The organism is Paenibacillus massiliensis 2301065 = DSM 16942, assembly GCF_000377505.1.
Lineage (GTDB): Bacteria > Bacillota > Bacilli > Paenibacillales > Paenibacillaceae > Paenibacillus > Paenibacillus massiliensis.
This window is the reverse complement of sequence record NZ_KB898198.1, coordinates 1-16,364: the sequence shown is the minus strand read 5'-3', so window position 1 is coordinate 16,364 and position 16,364 is coordinate 1. Positions and strand designations below refer to the sequence as shown.

Genomic DNA, 16,364 nt, shown 5'->3' with positions numbered 1-16,364 from the left:
CTCACGAACATATGACTGGCATGCTTGTCATTCGTTACAAAAGTAAGAACGAATTTTATAGGAAAATGTTTCCGGATAGCAGCTTACGGAGGGATCAGAGCATAAAAAGGTCAAAATTTGACCTTAATAAAGTAAAATAACCCCGCTGTCTGTAAGCGTCATCATGTTATGCTTAAGTTGTTAAGTACTAACTTTGTTAATTGGGAAAGGAAGAGACAGATGAGTCCTGAGAAAGAATACACAAAAATAGCGCAAGATGTTATTAAAGGACTTGGCGGAGAGGACAATATCATTTCCATGGCGCATTGCGCCACAAGATTGCGTCTGATTGTGAAGGACAGGGACATTATTGATGATGAGTTTATCGAAAATATTGACAAGGCCAAAGGGGTTTTCTTTACTTCAGGGCAATTTCAAATCATTTTCGGAACCGGTACCGTGAACAAGGTGTATGAAGCGATGATCAGCGAGAACATATCATCTACATCCAAGGCGGATTTGAAAGAGCAAGCCTCTACCCAGGATGATAACTTCTTCAAAAGAATGATCCGCATCTTCGGGGATGTGTTCGTTCCCATTATCCCTGCGCTGGTTGCCACGGGATTGTTCATGGGAGTTCGTGGGCTGGTCACCCAGCCAGCATTGCTCCAGCTATTTGGACTTACACCGGATACGATTCCCGCGAATTTCTTATTGTTTACCCAGATATTGACCGATACAGCCTTTGCTTTTCTGCCCGTACTGGTCTGCTGGTCGGCCTTTAGAGTGTTCGGTGGATCGCCATTGTTGGGAATATTGCTAGGGTTAATGCTGGTGAGCCCATCCTTGCCTACATCTTGGGATGTCGCCCAGAAGGTGCAAGAGCCGCTTGTATTCTTGGGCTTCATTAAAATTGCAGGCTATCAGGGATCAGTGCTGCCCGCATTCATCATAGGGGTCGTGGGAGCATTGCTGGAAAAGAGAATTAGAAAATCCGTTCCGGAAGCTCTGGATTTGATATTAACTCCATTTTTGACCCTGCTGGTCACATTGGTGTTAGGACTATTTATCATCGGTCCAATTTTCCATGAGGTCGAAGTGTTAATCTTGGCTGGCGTGACGGCTATATTGCAATTACCGTTTGGTATTGGTGGTTTTATTTACGGTGGTATTAACCAGATTATCGTCGTTACTGGGTTGCACCATGCTTTGAACCTGATTGAAATACAGATGCTGGTGGATAACGGCTGGAATATGGTCAACCCGATTAGCTCAGCGTCTATTTGTGCACAAGCAGGAGCTGCGTTGGCTGTCGGACTGAAGGCCAGAAGTGTAAAAACCAAATCCATCGCTTATCCTTCTGCGTTGTCTGCGTTATTGGGGATTACAGAGCCTGCTATTTTCGGAGTAAATATTCGGTACGGCAAGCCGTTCCTGATGGGACTGATTGGCGGAGCGGTTGGCGGATTTTTCGCACGGATTTTTGATATTCAGGCAACAGGGATGTCGATTACGGCGATTCCAGGAATCTTGTTGTATCTGAATCAGCAGATCCTACTGTACATTGTCGTCTGTGTTATCGGTTTTGCTGTGGCCTTTGCACTTACCTGGTTCTTTGGATTCAAAGAGAAAACAGCACATCAATAAAATATAGTGGAGAGAAGATATGGACAACCAATTACTGCTTAAGAAACTAAATAGCCTTTCTATAGAAGAGAAAATAGGGCAGCTGGTTCAACTGACTGGTGATTTCTTTGAAGGGGATATGGATACGGTCGTAACGGGACCTCTGAAGAAGTTGGGGTTAGACAGCAGCTACAACGTATATAACACTGGCTCCATCCTGAACGTGACCGATCCCGATAAGATTATTCGGCTGCAGACCGAATATTTGAAGAGATCAACACATCAAATCCCGCTGCTGTTCATGGCAGATATTATCTATGGCTATCGGACGATCTTCCCAATTCCGCTTGCTCAAGCTTGCAGTTGGAACTATGAGCAGATTGAGCAGGCGGCTGCGATGTCCGCACGGGAGTGCTATGATGAGGGCATCCATGTGACCTTTTCCCCGATGGTGGATATCGTTAGAGATCCCCGCTGGGGACGAGTAATGGAATCGCCTGGAGAGGATACCCTGCTGGCTATGAAATATGCGGAGAGTCTGGTGCTGGGCATTCAGGGAGAGTCTGGACAGCGTACTATACCACCTCATAAGATCGCCGCTTGCGTCAAGCATTTTGCCGCCTACGGGGCGCCTGTCGCCGGGCGTGAATACAACGCTGTGGATATGTCGGAGCATATGCTTAGGCAATATTATCTGCCAGGCTATCAAGCCGCGATTGCAGCAGGGGCCAAGCTGGTGATGACTGCATTCAATACCCTGAATGGCATCCCCGCCACCGGCAACGAATGGCTGAATCGTGAAGTGCTGAGGCGGGACATGAAGTTCGAGGGTGTATTGATCTCGGATTATGCCGCAATAGAGGAGCTAATCATGCACGGCTATGCTGAGGATGGTGCCGACGCGGCAAGGCTGGCCTTGCTCGCCGGGGTGGATGTGGATATGAAGACGGCGATCTACGCCAATCAATTAGAGAAGGTCATATCAGGGAACGAGCATTTGCTGAGTCTATTGAACGAAGCAGTGTATCGTGTATTACAGTTAAAGAACGATCTGGGGCTATTTGAGGACCCATTCCGGGGATTGCAGGACACCTTGCAGCAGCAGAAGAGTAGTGTTCTGTCGGATGAACATAGACAAGCTGCATTATCCTTGGCAGAGGAATCTGTAGTCCTGCTGAAAAATGAACACCAAGTGCTGCCATTGTCCAAGCATGCCAAGGTAGCTTTGATTGGCCCCTATGCTGAGGAAAGCTCTACCCTTGGTATGTGGGCGATCAAGGGGGACGAGGCCGATACCGTTAATCTGAAGACAGGACTCCTGAAGCACATTGTCCCCGACCTACTCTCGGTATGCAGGGGAGCGTACATGCTTCCACTTGCCGCGCGAGAAGCCCTTGGCAAATACGAGGAGAAGCTGGCTGGTGAAGCCGTTGCTGAGGACGATCTGCTGCAGGAAGCGATTCGAAATGCGAGCGAAGCCGATGTCATTGTTCTGGCACTTGGCGAAAGTGTCTACCAAAGCGGCGAGGGTGGATCACGAACAAGCCCGATGCTTCCGGAGTCCCAGCTAAGGCTGCTTCGTGAATTAAGCGTATTGAGCAAGCCAATGGTTGTCATTGTGTATAGCGGAAGGCCTCTGATTCTAACAGAGGTGGCTGCAGAGGCGGATGCCATGCTCCAGGCCTGGTATCCCGGCACTATGAGCGGGGAAGCGCTGGGCAATCTGTTGTATGGGGCAGCCAATCCGTCCGGGAAATTGACGATGACCTTTCCGCGTAGCGTCGGACAAATCCCGGTGTATTATAACGAGCTGAATACAGGAAGGCCCGATTTACCGGAAAATGGATCCTATCGTTTTGCAACCCGTTATATTGATGAAGTGAATGAGCCGCTATATCCGTTTGGGTATGGTCAATCCTACACCACATTTGAATACAGGCTGTTGTCCGTCAGCCGGGAAAGCATGCGCCACAATGAGACGGTCGATGTGAGCATCGCCGTCGAGAATACCGGAAGCCATGATGGGAAGGAGACACTCCAGCTGTATATTCGGGATAAATTCGCAAGTGTCGCAAGACCGGTGAAGGAATTAAAGGATTTTCGGAAAATCTTTGTGCGAAGCGGAGAGACGAGAGAGGTACAATTCTCAATTCATGAGGAAATGCTCCGATTTTACGGAAATACCTCAGAATATACAAGTGAGCCGGGCGAATTCGAGGTCTATATCGGTTCAAGCTCGCGTGATATCGTGTTTGCCTTCAGCTTTATGCTATTGCAGGAGGGGAAATCATGAAGAACAGCGAAGCTTATCACCTGAAATACCATATTACCCCGCCTTACGGACTGTTGAATGACCCGAACGGGCTTGCCTTTTTCCGTAGTCAATATCATGTATTCCATCAATGGAACCCGACTGGAACCGAGCATCGGAATAAATGTTGGGCCCACGTTGTGTCGGACGATCTGGTGCACTGGCGCAGGAAAGGTATCGCGCTGGAGCCTTCGGAATGGTATGACAAGGACGGCATTTATTCTGGAGGAAGTGTTGTACATGAGGACCAGCTGTATCTGTTCTACACTGGAAATGTGATCAGAGAGGACGGGGGGAAGGAAAGCTACCAATGCGCGGCCATCTCCGAGGACGGAGAGAGCTTCCGCAAGCTTGGTCCCTTGTTCCCGCATCCTCCGGGTTACACCCGGCATGTGCGGGATCCGAAGGTATGGAGAGACGATCGCGGGAGCTGGTGGCTGATCGTTGGAGCCCAAAGAGAGGATCAGACAGGAGATGCTCTGGTATACAAATCCGAGGATTTGTTGGCTTGGACATACCAAGGATCATTTCTGGAGCATGACCATACGTTCGGATATATGTGGGAATGCCCGGATGTGCTGTCGTTTGCCGAGCAGGATGTCTTCGTATTCTCCCCGCAGGGCTTGCCTGAAAAAGGAGAGTACTATAGAAATCCGAACCAATCCGGGTACATCCTTGGCGAGATATCAGATACAGGAAAATTTGATGGAAGCATAGAGGATTTTAAAGAGCTTGACCGAGGCTTTGACTTCTATGCGCCGCAGTCGTTTAAGGTTCGCGACCGACTGATCATGTTTGGCTGGATGAGTGCCATGAATGAAGATGCGGAGCGAGCTGTTCCGACCGTACGTGAGGGCTGGCTCCATGCACTTACGCTTCCCAGAGAAATCGTATTAAGGAACGGCAGGTTGTATCAGATCCCGCTGTCTGAGCTTCAGGGCTTAAGGCAGCAAGGTGTACAGGCAGAGGTACAGGAGCACGGCTCATGGCAGCTGCCCTCTTTGCAGGCGGAGATTATCATTAGCTTCTTGGAGCTGAAGGAATCGTTCCGAGCAGTATTAAGAGGAAGTGTCGAGATCAGCTATGATTTCGAGGAGAACAGTCTGACCATCTGGAGGACGAATTGGCTGACAAGCGAGAGAGAGTATAGGAAAGCGGAATTATCTCATAGACCTGTAGAGTTGCAATTATTCATTGAAAGCTCCAGCTTGGAGATCTTTGTGAATCAAGGAGAAGAAGTATTTTCTCTGCGATACTTCCTAGAAGATACCGAGCAGAGAAGCATACAGCTTGAGGCAGGCGGCAATAAAGGTCAGATTAACATTTATCCATTACGAGAATCCGTAGAATAAGGAGAGAATCATATGTTTCATTGGGGGCGAGATAAGAAAACATTGGAAGCGCTGGAGGTTGCTTTCCCCATCCCCGGCACAGCAGTAGCTCTGGATCGGGTGCCTGACCCTGCCTTTGCCCAGGGACATATGGGGGCAGGGGCAGCGATTGAGCCTGCCGAAGGAAAGGTGTACGCCCCGTTTGACGGGAAGATCGCTCATGTCATGGACAAGAGCAAGCATGCAGTTATTGTTGAACATAAAAGCGGTGTCCAGATTCTAATCCATGTCGGCATAGATACGGTCTCTTTAAAGGGCAATGGCTTCAGCCTTCATATCAAAAACGGAGCCAAGGTCAAAAAGGGACAATTGTTACTTGAGTTCGATATGCATCTCATCAAGGCTGCTGAGCTGTCACTACTCAGTCCTGTCCTTGTCCCGGATGGACTGGAGGTCGTGTCCGGTGTAGAGACTTATATCGGACAAAAGGGCGATGTCAGCAGTGGCACATTCATGACGGTGCATTTGAAATCATGAATCCGTCGAATTATAATCAGTTGCTTGTCGTGTGACCAGCAGACCAAGGAAGGTCGTTTTCTATTCCACATGTGGAATGAACGGCCTTCTTTTCGTGTTCGCTCGCCAAAGAATTGTAGCTTGTCGTGAGTAATTTTCTAACGGTATAGTTAAATTAATAACCAATAGATCCCCCGATCATGGCTGGCTGATGAGGTATCGTGATGAAGAAGATATATGAACATATCGAAATAGACCGAAGAAAGATGATTAACCTCTTCACCTTTCAAGCAAGAGACATGGAGAGGGTTATTCCCATGCATTTTCATAGCAATATGGAGCTGATTTGCTGTATCAGCGGAGAACTGAAGGTATGGCATGAAGGGAAGATTACGATCCTGACGGACAATGACATGCTGTTCATGAACAGCAATGTCCCTCACTCCACCCAAAGTATTTCGGAGAACCGTGTTCTTGTGCTGCAATTTCCAGAGACCTTTTTTGCTGATGAACAAATCATTATACAATTGAATACACAGGAAGGGCAGGTTGAGGAGCCTACGCTCTCCAAATTAAGAACGCTCTTGATGGAAATATACGAACTGCATTACTCTACAGGCAGGTATGATTACATTCTCGAACAGAGCCGGATTGTGGAGCTTAAGTATTGGCTCCTACAACACTTTGGCCAAGCCGTTGACTTTCAGCCGGAACTATTCAGTGCCAAGCAGCAGAAGCTCAAGACCATCATGGACTTTATTAAAGCGCATTACATGGAGAACATCAGTCTCGCTGAGACAGCGCGTGTCTGTGGGTATTCCGAGGCTTACTTGTCCCGTATGTTTCATGAATATACAGGCCAGACCTTTACTGAATACAAGCAAATTTTGTCCTTGGAAAAAGCCATTGACCTACTAGATACAACTAATAAGTCTCTGACCGAAATATCGTATGAAACGGGATTCCCCAACGTCAAATCTTTTCGTAAAGCATTCAGAGAAGTGATGGGGAAGACACCTTATGAATACAAAAAATCGCATACGAACTAAACATATGACTACTGCTAAAGAAACCTGCATACATCCCATTCATAACGCGTCCCATTTCCTCATAGACTTCGTAGAAGAGGAGCCTTAGTTCTTGGGGGAGAGAGGGGAGGGTGCTCCATGGATGGGCAGGGTTGGAGACAAGCGCTATACAGCTATGTGAATCATTACAACAGAGTACAGGTGGGAGAGGGGCCTGTGCGGGAGGATGGCGTCATTACAGATCTGGGCCTACTGTACCAGCGAGGGGAGCTGCGGTCTCGGCTTGCAGAATGGTATAGGGAGCGTGGAGCGGTGCCCCTGCGTAGCGAGACCCGGGCCAGTCAGCTCCGCGTTGTGACATCACTGCCGGAGGAGACTGTAGTGGATGTGCGACTGCAGCTTCGGGTGTTCTATGTGAAGGGTGGCATGACACATCGTGAGGACCGAATTGAGCAGGAGCGACTGACGTTTATTCGTGATGGACGGTACTGGATCATATCGCGGGTGGAGAGGGATTCCGCTGAGGGTCGCTCGGAGGCAGAGGCAACCTTCCCAGAGACCGCGGATGGGCAAGGCTCGATCGTGAGGCCAGACAATCCACCATTTCTGAACCAGGAAGTGCTTGGTGCTAGCGGAGGAGGGCGGCCCATTCGGTACAGGCGGGAAGAGGCAGTTGCTTATGCTGATCGATGGTGGGACAGCTACAATCCAGAGTTTGAAGCCTTCGATGTAGATTGTACCAATTATGTGTCGCAATGTCTCTTTGCAGGGGGGGCACCGATCCACTATACTGGTAAAAGAGAATCGGGCTGGTGGTACAGAGGTCGGTCTAGTGGCAAGGAGCTATGGAGCTTCAGCTGGGCGGTATCGAACGCGCTGGAGCGCTACTTGGGTGCTAGTGGGCGTAGCTTCGACGCGGTACCTGTGGAGCGACCGGAGCAGCTGATGCTGGGGGATGTTATCTCGTACGATTGGGATGGCGATGGTACGTTCCAGCATAGTACGATCGTCACGGCTTTTGATGCCGGAGGTATGCCGCTGGTCAACGCCCATACCGTTAGCGCGCGTCATCGTTATTGGGATTACCGGGATTCTTATGCGTGGACGGACAGGACGGTCTATCGCTTTTATCATATTGCGGATCATCTGTAATCGATCACGTTTCAGAAATGGGCTATCCAGATGGATGGCAGTTAAGCAGAACACACACAGGCTCGATATCACTTGAGTCACAGGCATGGTCAGAAAGCGGAGGTAAGCATGGCAGAGAACAAATTGACAGTCGGTCTTGTCTATGGAGGCAAGTCAGGCGAACACGAGGTATCATTACAGACGGCATATGCCGTGCAGAATGCTTTTGATTTCAGTAAATATGCTATTATTCCATTCTATATCACTAAGCAGGGCGATTGGCGGAAAGGTGCGGAGATCCACGAGCCCTTCCCTGCCATTGAGGATCTGAAGCTACCGAACGCTAGCTCATCAAGCAAGGACGCAATGAATACCTTGTTCAGCAAGCTGTATGGTGAAAGTGGTGGGCCTGATATTATGTTCCCTCTGCTGCATGGCACATTCGGTGAGGACGGAACCATTCAAGGGCTCTTTGAGATGGCGGATATGCCTTACGTGGGAGCAGGCGTGCTTGCTTCTGCAGCGGGAATGGATAAGGTAGTCATGAAGAAGCTGTTTGCGCAGGCAGGACTGGAACAGGTCAATTTCTGCTATGCTACCAGCATTCAATGGCAGCAGGACCCGCATGAACTGCTAATTCAGGTGGAACGTGAGCTGGGCTATCCATGCTTCGTTAAGCCTGCCAACCTGGGTTCCAGCGTCGGGATCTCCAAGGCCCGTAATCGTGAGGAATTGGAGAAGGCTGTGGAATTCGCCCTCCGTTATGATCTGAAGGTCATTGTAGAGGAGTTCGTGGATGCCCGTGAGATAGAGGTCAGCGTGCTGGGGAATGAGGAGCCCATGGCATCTGTGCCTGGGGAGATCGTATCCTCTGCTGATTATTATGATTATGCAGCGAAATATACAGATGGCCAATCGGAAATGGTCATTCCGGCAGTGCTGGATGAGGAAGTTGTGGACCGTGTGCGTGAAGCTGCGTTGAAGGCATTCCGGGCTATAGAAGGCTGCGGTATTTCGCGAGTGGACTTCTTCGTCCGCAGATCGGATGGTCTCGTACTGATTAATGAGGTGAATACGATGCCAGGCTTCACCCCGTTCAGTATGTATCCGCTATTGTGGAGAGAGACTGGCGTATCCTATCCCGAGCTGCTTGATCATATGATCCGGTTGGGGTTAGAGCGTTATGCTCAGCGATCATCTCTGCAATATGAGCATGGTAACTAAGTTTGTTTATTTAATTAATTGTATTTATTACTAAGCATGTTAAGGGGAGAGATTCTCCCCTTTTTTTCATGATACAAGAGGTGCAGAAGTACACACTATCTACATAGTTCCAGCTACCATATAATATGTAATCCTCAAGTCTCTCTACAAGCCCTGTGTGGGGAATAATACATCGTGGAACGAACCAAGCTAAAATGATGTTCATGATATGGAATATTCACATACTGAACTCAGAGTTCACGGAGCAAGAGGGGCCTTCCTTCAGCTATTCGATAAAAGTTATTGCATTACAGTTAATCGGCAATCGGAGATTAGCTGTTTTTCTGTTACAATCAATATACAGTATTCATATTTAGGAGGAATTCTCATGGGCTTCCAGACAGAGTTTAACTCAGTATGTAAATTCAAAAGCGAGCAAGAGCTGTACGAGCTGCTGGAATACGGGCGGGGGAAAATGGTGAAAAGCGGGCTGCGCGTCTTCCCGACAGGTCAGCAGGTTATTGCCTATAGTCCGGATAATGTTGCTGTTGCCATCGTAACCATCGTAGCGAGCATTGCCGAGATTAATTTTCAGGGTGAAGAGGTTACTGAGGTGGAAATGACGCTCAACCGCAAGCTGAACGAAGAGGAATCGAGAGTACAGACGGCCCTGGCAGATGAAATGTTCTTCAGTCGCCAGTCAGGTTCCTAGCATCTGGCGGAATTGAGACGCTACTTTCCGGGTAATATGCTTAATATAGACAGTCTGGCTTCGGGAGTGGATAGATGACTCGAGCAGGCTAGTGAAGTATGGACCCGGAAGGACGTGGAAGGCATGAGAGTCAGATTCGGATATGTAGCGATGTCCGTTACCGTCAGTAACGCATCTCCCTCCAGGACGATGACGTATGCAAGCTTTAGCAAAATCCCGGACAGAGAGGCTGCTATTCGCAAGCTGGAGCGGATCGCGGAGGAGAATCTACATAATACATTAAGGCTGCTGCGTCATAATATGGCGCACGATATTATGGTCTATCGCTTCTCATCCAAGCTCATTCCGCTGGCTACTCATGCGGAGCTGCAGGATTGGGACCCGTATCCTGTGTTGCGGCCAGCATTTGCCGCACTCGGAGATGTGATCAAGAAAGCGGGCATGAGGGTATCCTTTCATCCCGATCATTTTACTGTACTGAGCACGCCCCGCCCCGAGGTGCTTGCTAGTTCCGTCCGTGATCTCCGGCATCATGTTCGTATGCTGGAAGCCATGGGCCTGGGGCCAGCAGCGAAGAATAACATTCATATCGGTGGAGCCTATGGGGACAAACAGACCTCAGCGCTACGCTTCGAAGAGCAGGTAGCTCGTCTCGAACGGGCTATGCTGGAGCGGCTGACGCTGGAGAATGATGACAAGACCTTCACGGCATCCGAGACGCTGACCGTCTGCGAGCATACCGGACTGCCCATGGTACTGGACATTCACCATCAATGGGTTAACAATGACGGAGAGAGGCCCTGGGAGCTGTGGCCTGCCATATTGAAGACATGGCACACACCACTCGCTCAGGCCGGATCCTTGGCAGATAAGCCCCTGCCACCCAAGATTCATGTATCCAGTCCCAAGAGCACAAAAGACCCAAGAGGTCATGCTGATCATGTCTCAATAGAGCCGTTGCTTGAATTTCTACGAGCCATAGCTTCCAAGACGCCCGAGCTCGATGTCATGATCGAGGCCAAGCGCAAGGATGAAGCACTACTGAAGCTTATGGAGGATTTTCGAACCTACGAGGGTGAAGGGATTCGTATCCTGGATGGAGCGACGATTGAGGTAGAGGGCTGATGAGAGGAAATGCTGCTTGTCGCAATTTCGGGCGAAACTTTGCTATGGAAGTGGCGTATCTTGTACAAGCAAAGCAATCGAATTGATATTAATAATAACAACATCATGGGCACAGCAGCGTGGTTGCTGTGCTTATGGATGTGATATGAAAGTAGAGTGAGTGCTGTGAACGAGAGAGAACAAGAGAAGATTCCTTATGTCGTTACAAGCAAGAGCTATACTGCTGTAGCCATTAATGCTGCTTCGAAGGCGGGTGAATGGATCAAGAGTCGACTGGGAACGGTGGAGCACCTGAGTACGAAGCAATCTGCACAGGATCTGGTCACCGAGGTGGACAAGGGAGCAGAGCAGATGATCCGCAGACTGATCCTGACCCATTTCCCAGACCATGCTATTCTGGGTGAAGAAGGTGTAGAGCCGGGGCGTGAGGCCGCTGCTGCAGCATTAAAGGCGGCACAGGAGGAAGAGTTCCTATGGATTATTGATCCGGTTGACGGTACGACGAATTTTGTACATGGCTTCCCTTATTATTCTGTATCCATTGCACTGGCTCATCAGGGTGAGGTTATCGTCGGGGTCATCTATGACCCGTCCAGAGATGAAATGTTTGTTGCTGAAAAAGGGAAGGGCGCTTATGTGCATGGTACACGAATGACTGTATCAGAGGAGCGTGAGCTGGCCTCAAGCCTTGTCGCTATTGGTACGCCGCCAGACCGTGAATTTGCGTTACCCGTGAATATGAGGGCAATTCAGGCACTGGCTCCGCAGGTCAGAAGCCTCCGGGCCGGTGGCTCTGCTGCACTGCATCTGGCTTATGTAGCAGCCGGGCGTTTAAGCGCCTATACAGAAGTGGGATTGTCTCCCTGGGATGTGGCAGCGGGCGCCCTGCTGGTGCAGGAAGCGGGTGGTAGCATGACGGATACAGTCGGGAAGACTTATGATCTGACCGTACGCCATATTGTGGCCAGCAACAAGCATATTCATGCCGAGCTGCTGGATGTTCTACACAAGAACAATGCAACAGGTCTGGAATAACGTTGTAAAGTAATGATGGTTCAAAATACCCCTTGCCGTTTAGTCCGGCTTGGGGTATTTTGAATGAAGATTATAGATTTTATACATTTTCGTCGAATGTAACCAATCTATATACGTCGGATAACCTCCGTGGACAATGGCTATTGTAAGAATGTACAGTGAGTGCCCCTATTCTTGTAACCTCAGCTTCCAGCTTGTACCTAGCGATGTGCAGAAGGAGGAGTATGATGGCGAACAAAATAAAAAGCGCTTTCATAAACGCTGGAATTCATCATAAGATGATGCTGCTCATTACGCTGCTTATGCTGACCAGCTTTGCCATTTTTGCTGCTGTGCTGACATACGTCTTCAACATATATGATGATCAAATGTACAAGAAGACCTCACAGGTGCTGAACATGTCATCCATAGATATAGAGAATCAGCTCAAGGAAGTGGAGCGTCTCACGTTCAATGTCGTCTCAGATCAAGCGCTGCAGGATCATCTCAGACAGCTTGAGAAGGAGCAGTCCTCCTACGGTCGCACAGTGTTGCACAAGAAGATCACGAATCGCCTGATCTCTCTGGCTGGTTCAGAGAAATATGTTTATTCCATGTTGTTAATTGATAACGAGGGGAAGGTAATGGCGGCGGGGAACCGTGAAGGGATTCCTGAGGATCTGCGCTCTCATCTTGTCCGTCTTGCTCAGGAAAATAGCGGCTCCAATGCTTGGTTCGCTCCAGGAGACTCGTCACTGCTGGCAGCCCGTCAGATCAAGTCCTACACGGGTCAGACCTTTACCCTGCAAGGATTGGGTACCTTGGTGCTTAAGGTGCGTATCGACAGGATCGTCAATGAACGCGTGCAGGATGCGGATAGCGGACAGCTGATGATTGTAGACGGAGAACGCTTGATCTATCCTGAGGTCCCCCTGTTAAGCCCGAAAGGAATCAGCACGGAATTGAAGCGCACATTGCCTTATGGGATTGAATCCTACGACCAGGAGAGCTATTTTACGGCTAAAGCTACCTCAAGCTATACAGGCTGGACCTATTTGCACACGACTCCGTTTCAGGAAATGTTCCAAAGAGTCCAAGTGATCAAGGATCTGGTCATGGGGGTGTTCGTACTTATGCTGCTTGTAGCACTAGCATGCGGTGCGAAGCTCTCTGTCAGCATTACCAGGCCCATACAGCAGCTCATCGCGAATATGCGCAAGATCGAGCAAGGGAATCTCGACAAGCTAAAGGAGGAATCCCTTGGCCGCATGCCTTCTCCATCTCATAATGAAGTTAGTCTGCTCTATCGTACCTATATTAAAATGATCCGGCGTATTCGTGAGCTGATCGACGAGAATTACGCTAAGCAGCTATTGCTTCGTGAAACAGAGTTGAAAGCGCTTCAAGCTCAGATTAATCCACATTTTCTATACAATACCTTAGAGTCCGTGAACTGGCTCGCCAAATTGAACAAGCAAGACAAGATATCGGAAATGGTGGAGGCGCTGGCTTTTCTGCTACGCAACGCCGTGAACCTGCAGGAGCAGCTGATTCCGCTTGAGCGTGAGCTGGATATTGTCCATAGCTATGTAACGATTCAGAAGACGCGCTTTGAAGAGCGGCTGAACTTCGAGCTTGATCTGGAAGAAGGAGTAGAGACAGCGCTTATTCCGAAGCTGACCCTGCAGCCTCTCGTGGAGAATGCCATTCACTATGCCCTTGAACCACGTATTGAGCCTTGTCATATCGTCATTCGTGTTCGTCGGCAGGATTCTGCGCTGGAGATCTGTGTTGAGGATGATGGTCCAGGGATGACCAGTGACTTCATAACCAGGCTGCATAGCGGCAAGGTCAAGACCCGAGGGCAAGGTATCGGTCTCTCTAATATTGAAGAACGTATTCAACTAACCTTCGGCCAAGCATGGGGTATCCGCCTAGAGAGTGGTCCTGGCCAAGGTACTGCTGTTCATGTCCGTATTCCATATGTGAAGGGGGAGGAAATTCATGTACAAAGTTCTGTTGGTTGATGATGAGCGTATGATTCTGGACGGCATCTCTCAAGTGGTGGATTGGCAAAAATCAGGTGCCGAGCTGGTAGGCACGGCCCGCAATGGGCTGGAGGCTTACGATCAGATTGTGAGCAATCAGCCGGATATTGTGATTAGCGACATCTCTATGCCGGGACTGGACGGTCTTGGCCTCGTAGCGAAGACTCATGAAGCCTATCCGGATATCCGGTTCATCATGCTGTCAGGCCACAAGGATTTTGACTATGCCTGCCGCGCGATGCAATATGGTGTGAAGCACTATCTGTTGAAGCCATGTAATGAGAATCAGATCAGTGATGCTATCAATGAACTGCGTATAGAACGTGAAGAGCAGAGGGACCGGGACGACTTCGTAAGTCGGATGAAGCAGGATTTCGAGAAAATGCTACCTCATGTCAAATCGCAGGTACTGCGTGAGTTCATCCTGAACAAGACATATGGAAGCCGGGATCTGGAATATTATCAGAACCTATTCGGTCTGGAGCTGCAGAACAAGCAGGTGCAGATGGTGCTAATGCGACTGGAGGGTCCGCATGAGCCAGAGCATTGGTTCGCTCTTCAAAATATCGCCGCCGATGTGTTAGGCCAGGTGTTGTTCAGCACGACGATTCAGGGTCAGGTGCTTATTGTTCTGGAGAGTCCTGAGGAGTCGAGTCAACTAATGAGCGGAGTGGAGGAGGTTCGCAGCACCTTTCACAAATTTTACAAGCTGGAGGTCACGGCTGCTGTCACTGAATCCGATCGCATGTTAAAGCTGCGCAAGATGTACCGCGAGGCATTAGAGTGTCTGAGTCACCGCTTTTATACGGGGGAAGGCAGTCTGATCACCAAGGATGATCTCGCAACGAGTGACTTGAAGGAAGGCGATGAGCTGGATCTCGATGTAGAGGAGCTGTGCATGCTTATTAAGGCTGGTAATCGGGAGAAAGCGGCAGAGGAAGTGGATCGTCTGTTCAGCATTCTAGCAGTACAGCGTCATGAGATTGCGGTGACCCGTTCCTACGTACTGCAGCTCTATGCGGCGATGATCCGACTGTGCCCTCAGGAGGAACGAACAGACTTCACGGCTCAGATGGCCAGCCTGTCCGAGATGGATACGCTGTCCGAGTTGCAGGAATTCGTCAAGAATGCGGCTGAGCGCCTGACAGCCCTCTATTACAAGCGTAATATCTATCGTCAGTCCTCAACTGTTGATAAAATGATCGGAATTATTGAGGAGAACTATCACAAATCAGACCTCTCCCTGAATGGGGTAGCAAATGAAATGCTATATATGAACTCCGATTATCTCGGGAAGATCTTCAAACGTGTCACAGGGGACAACTTCTCTCATTATGTGAATCGCTACCGGATTGAGCGTGCGGCCGAGTATATCCGCCGAGAGGGTGATGTGAAAGTGTTCGAGCTGGCCGAGATGTTCGGCTTTGGTGGGAATGCACAGTACTTCAGCCAGGTCTTCAAGAAATGGAGCGGGACGACACCCTCGGAGTATATCAGGTCCCAACTGTAAATGAATGAGGAGAGGGAGTCATGGGGCTTATTCTTTAGAGATAATTGTTATGTAAACTGTCGACTTGTCAAAAGTGGGCCACCAGGAATAAGTTTCTGGTGGTTCATAGACGCTCTTTGTATAGAGCAAAGAGGATAAAGTAAGTTAAGGAAATCAACTCTGGCGTACGGCATTATGCTGCAGGAGCCTTTTCCTAAAGGGAATTCTCATATATGAATAGAGGCGGGGCGATGAGGCAGAGTCAGAGTTTTAAAATATGCTTGCTTTTATTCTGCGGACATGATAAATTAATGTTCTGCCGTTAAAGTGAGCGGCAAACGAGTGAGTTAGAAGTAAAAAGTTTTTGAAAAAAAGCTTGCACTTCTCTCGGAAACATGATATGATCTTATAGCTGTCGCAAAAACGACAGGAAAGAATAACGAAGTTGATCTTTGAAAACTGAACAACGAGTGAGCGGATTTCACGCAAGTGAGATTCAAACAATGAGATATTAAATCTCGTCAGATTCAAAATGAGCTATCGCTCTTTTCAATAACATTATTGGAGAGTTTGATCCTGGCTCAGGACGAACGCTGGCGGCGTGCCTAATACATGCAAGTCGAGCGGACTTGATGGAGAGCTTGCTCTCCTGATGGTTAGCGGCGGACGGGTGAGTAACACGTAGGCAACCTGCCCTCTGGACTGGGATAACTACCGGAAACGGTAGCTAATACCAGATAATTCACTTCTTCGCATGGAGAAGTGAGGAAAGACGGAGCAATCTGTCACCGGAGGATGGGCCTGCGGCGCATTAGCTAGTTGGAGAGGTAACGGCTCCCCAAGGCGACGAT

General features: G+C 49.1%; 12 protein-coding genes and 1 rRNA gene. All 13 read left to right on the top strand.

The genetic code is table 11. From position 1 onward, the window contains the following. Positions 1-219: 219 nt before the first annotated feature. A complete protein-coding gene (locus tag D328_RS0122775) occupies positions 220-1,626 on the top strand; it encodes a sucrose-specific PTS transporter subunit IIBC (protein WP_018887364.1) in 1,407 nt (468 codons plus the stop codon). 19 nt (positions 1,627-1,645) lie between these two features. After that, positions 1,646-3,898 carry a beta-glucosidase BglX gene (gene bglX, locus D328_RS0122770; RefSeq protein ID WP_018887363.1) on the top strand — a complete coding sequence of 751 codons (2,253 nt, stop codon included), beginning with the start codon at positions 1,646-1,648 and terminating at the stop codon, positions 3,896-3,898. Continuing rightward, positions 3,895-5,268: a glycoside hydrolase family 32 protein gene (locus D328_RS0122765; RefSeq protein WP_018887362.1), complete on the top strand. Its 1,374-nt coding sequence runs from the start codon at positions 3,895-3,897 to the stop codon at positions 5,266-5,268. The genes bglX and D328_RS0122765 overlap by 4 nt, the downstream gene beginning before the upstream one ends. 12 nt (positions 5,269-5,280) lie before the next feature. Continuing rightward, the gene (locus D328_RS0122760) at positions 5,281-5,784 is read left to right on the top strand and encodes a PTS sugar transporter subunit IIA (protein WP_018887361.1); all 504 of its coding nucleotides are present in this window, start codon (positions 5,281-5,283) and stop codon (positions 5,782-5,784) included. Positions 5,785-5,987: 203 nt separating this feature from the next. After that, positions 5,988-6,812 carry a helix-turn-helix domain-containing protein gene (locus D328_RS0122755; RefSeq protein ID WP_018887360.1) on the top strand — a complete coding sequence of 275 codons (825 nt, stop codon included), beginning with the start codon at positions 5,988-5,990 and terminating at the stop codon, positions 6,810-6,812. A gap of 117 nt (positions 6,813-6,929) precedes the next feature. Then, positions 6,930-7,943 carry an amidase domain-containing protein gene (locus D328_RS0122750; protein WP_018887359.1) on the top strand — a complete coding sequence of 338 codons (1,014 nt, stop codon included), beginning with the start codon at positions 6,930-6,932 and terminating at the stop codon, positions 7,941-7,943. 108 nt (positions 7,944-8,051) lie between these two features. Next, positions 8,052-9,146: a D-alanine--D-alanine ligase gene (locus D328_RS0122745; protein WP_018887358.1), complete on the top strand. Its 1,095-nt coding sequence runs from the start codon at positions 8,052-8,054 to the stop codon at positions 9,144-9,146. A 367-nt stretch (positions 9,147-9,513) separates the two neighbouring features. Beyond that, positions 9,514-9,837: a hypothetical protein gene (locus D328_RS0122740; RefSeq protein ID WP_018887357.1), complete on the top strand. Its 324-nt coding sequence runs from the start codon at positions 9,514-9,516 to the stop codon at positions 9,835-9,837. Between the two features lie 123 nt (positions 9,838-9,960). Further along, a complete protein-coding gene (uvsE, locus tag D328_RS0122735; RefSeq protein ID WP_018887356.1) occupies positions 9,961-10,962 on the top strand; it encodes a UV DNA damage repair endonuclease UvsE in 1,002 nt (333 codons plus the stop codon). A 165-nt stretch (positions 10,963-11,127) separates the two neighbouring features. After that, positions 11,128-11,997, top strand: coding sequence for an inositol monophosphatase family protein (locus D328_RS0122730; protein WP_018887355.1), 870 nt, complete (start codon positions 11,128-11,130; stop codon positions 11,995-11,997). A 227-nt stretch (positions 11,998-12,224) separates the two neighbouring features. Beyond that, positions 12,225-14,003: a cache domain-containing sensor histidine kinase gene (locus tag D328_RS0122725; protein ID WP_018887354.1), complete on the top strand. Its 1,779-nt coding sequence runs from the start codon at positions 12,225-12,227 to the stop codon at positions 14,001-14,003. Further along, entirely contained in the window at positions 13,981-15,534 is a 1,554-nt protein-coding gene (locus tag D328_RS0122720) for a response regulator transcription factor (protein WP_018887353.1), read from the top strand. Before D328_RS0122725 ends, D328_RS0122720 begins: the two co-directional genes overlap by 23 nt. A 537-nt stretch (positions 15,535-16,071) precedes the next feature. Continuing rightward, positions 16,072-16,364 (top strand): 16S ribosomal RNA (locus D328_RS0122715); the annotation flags it as partial.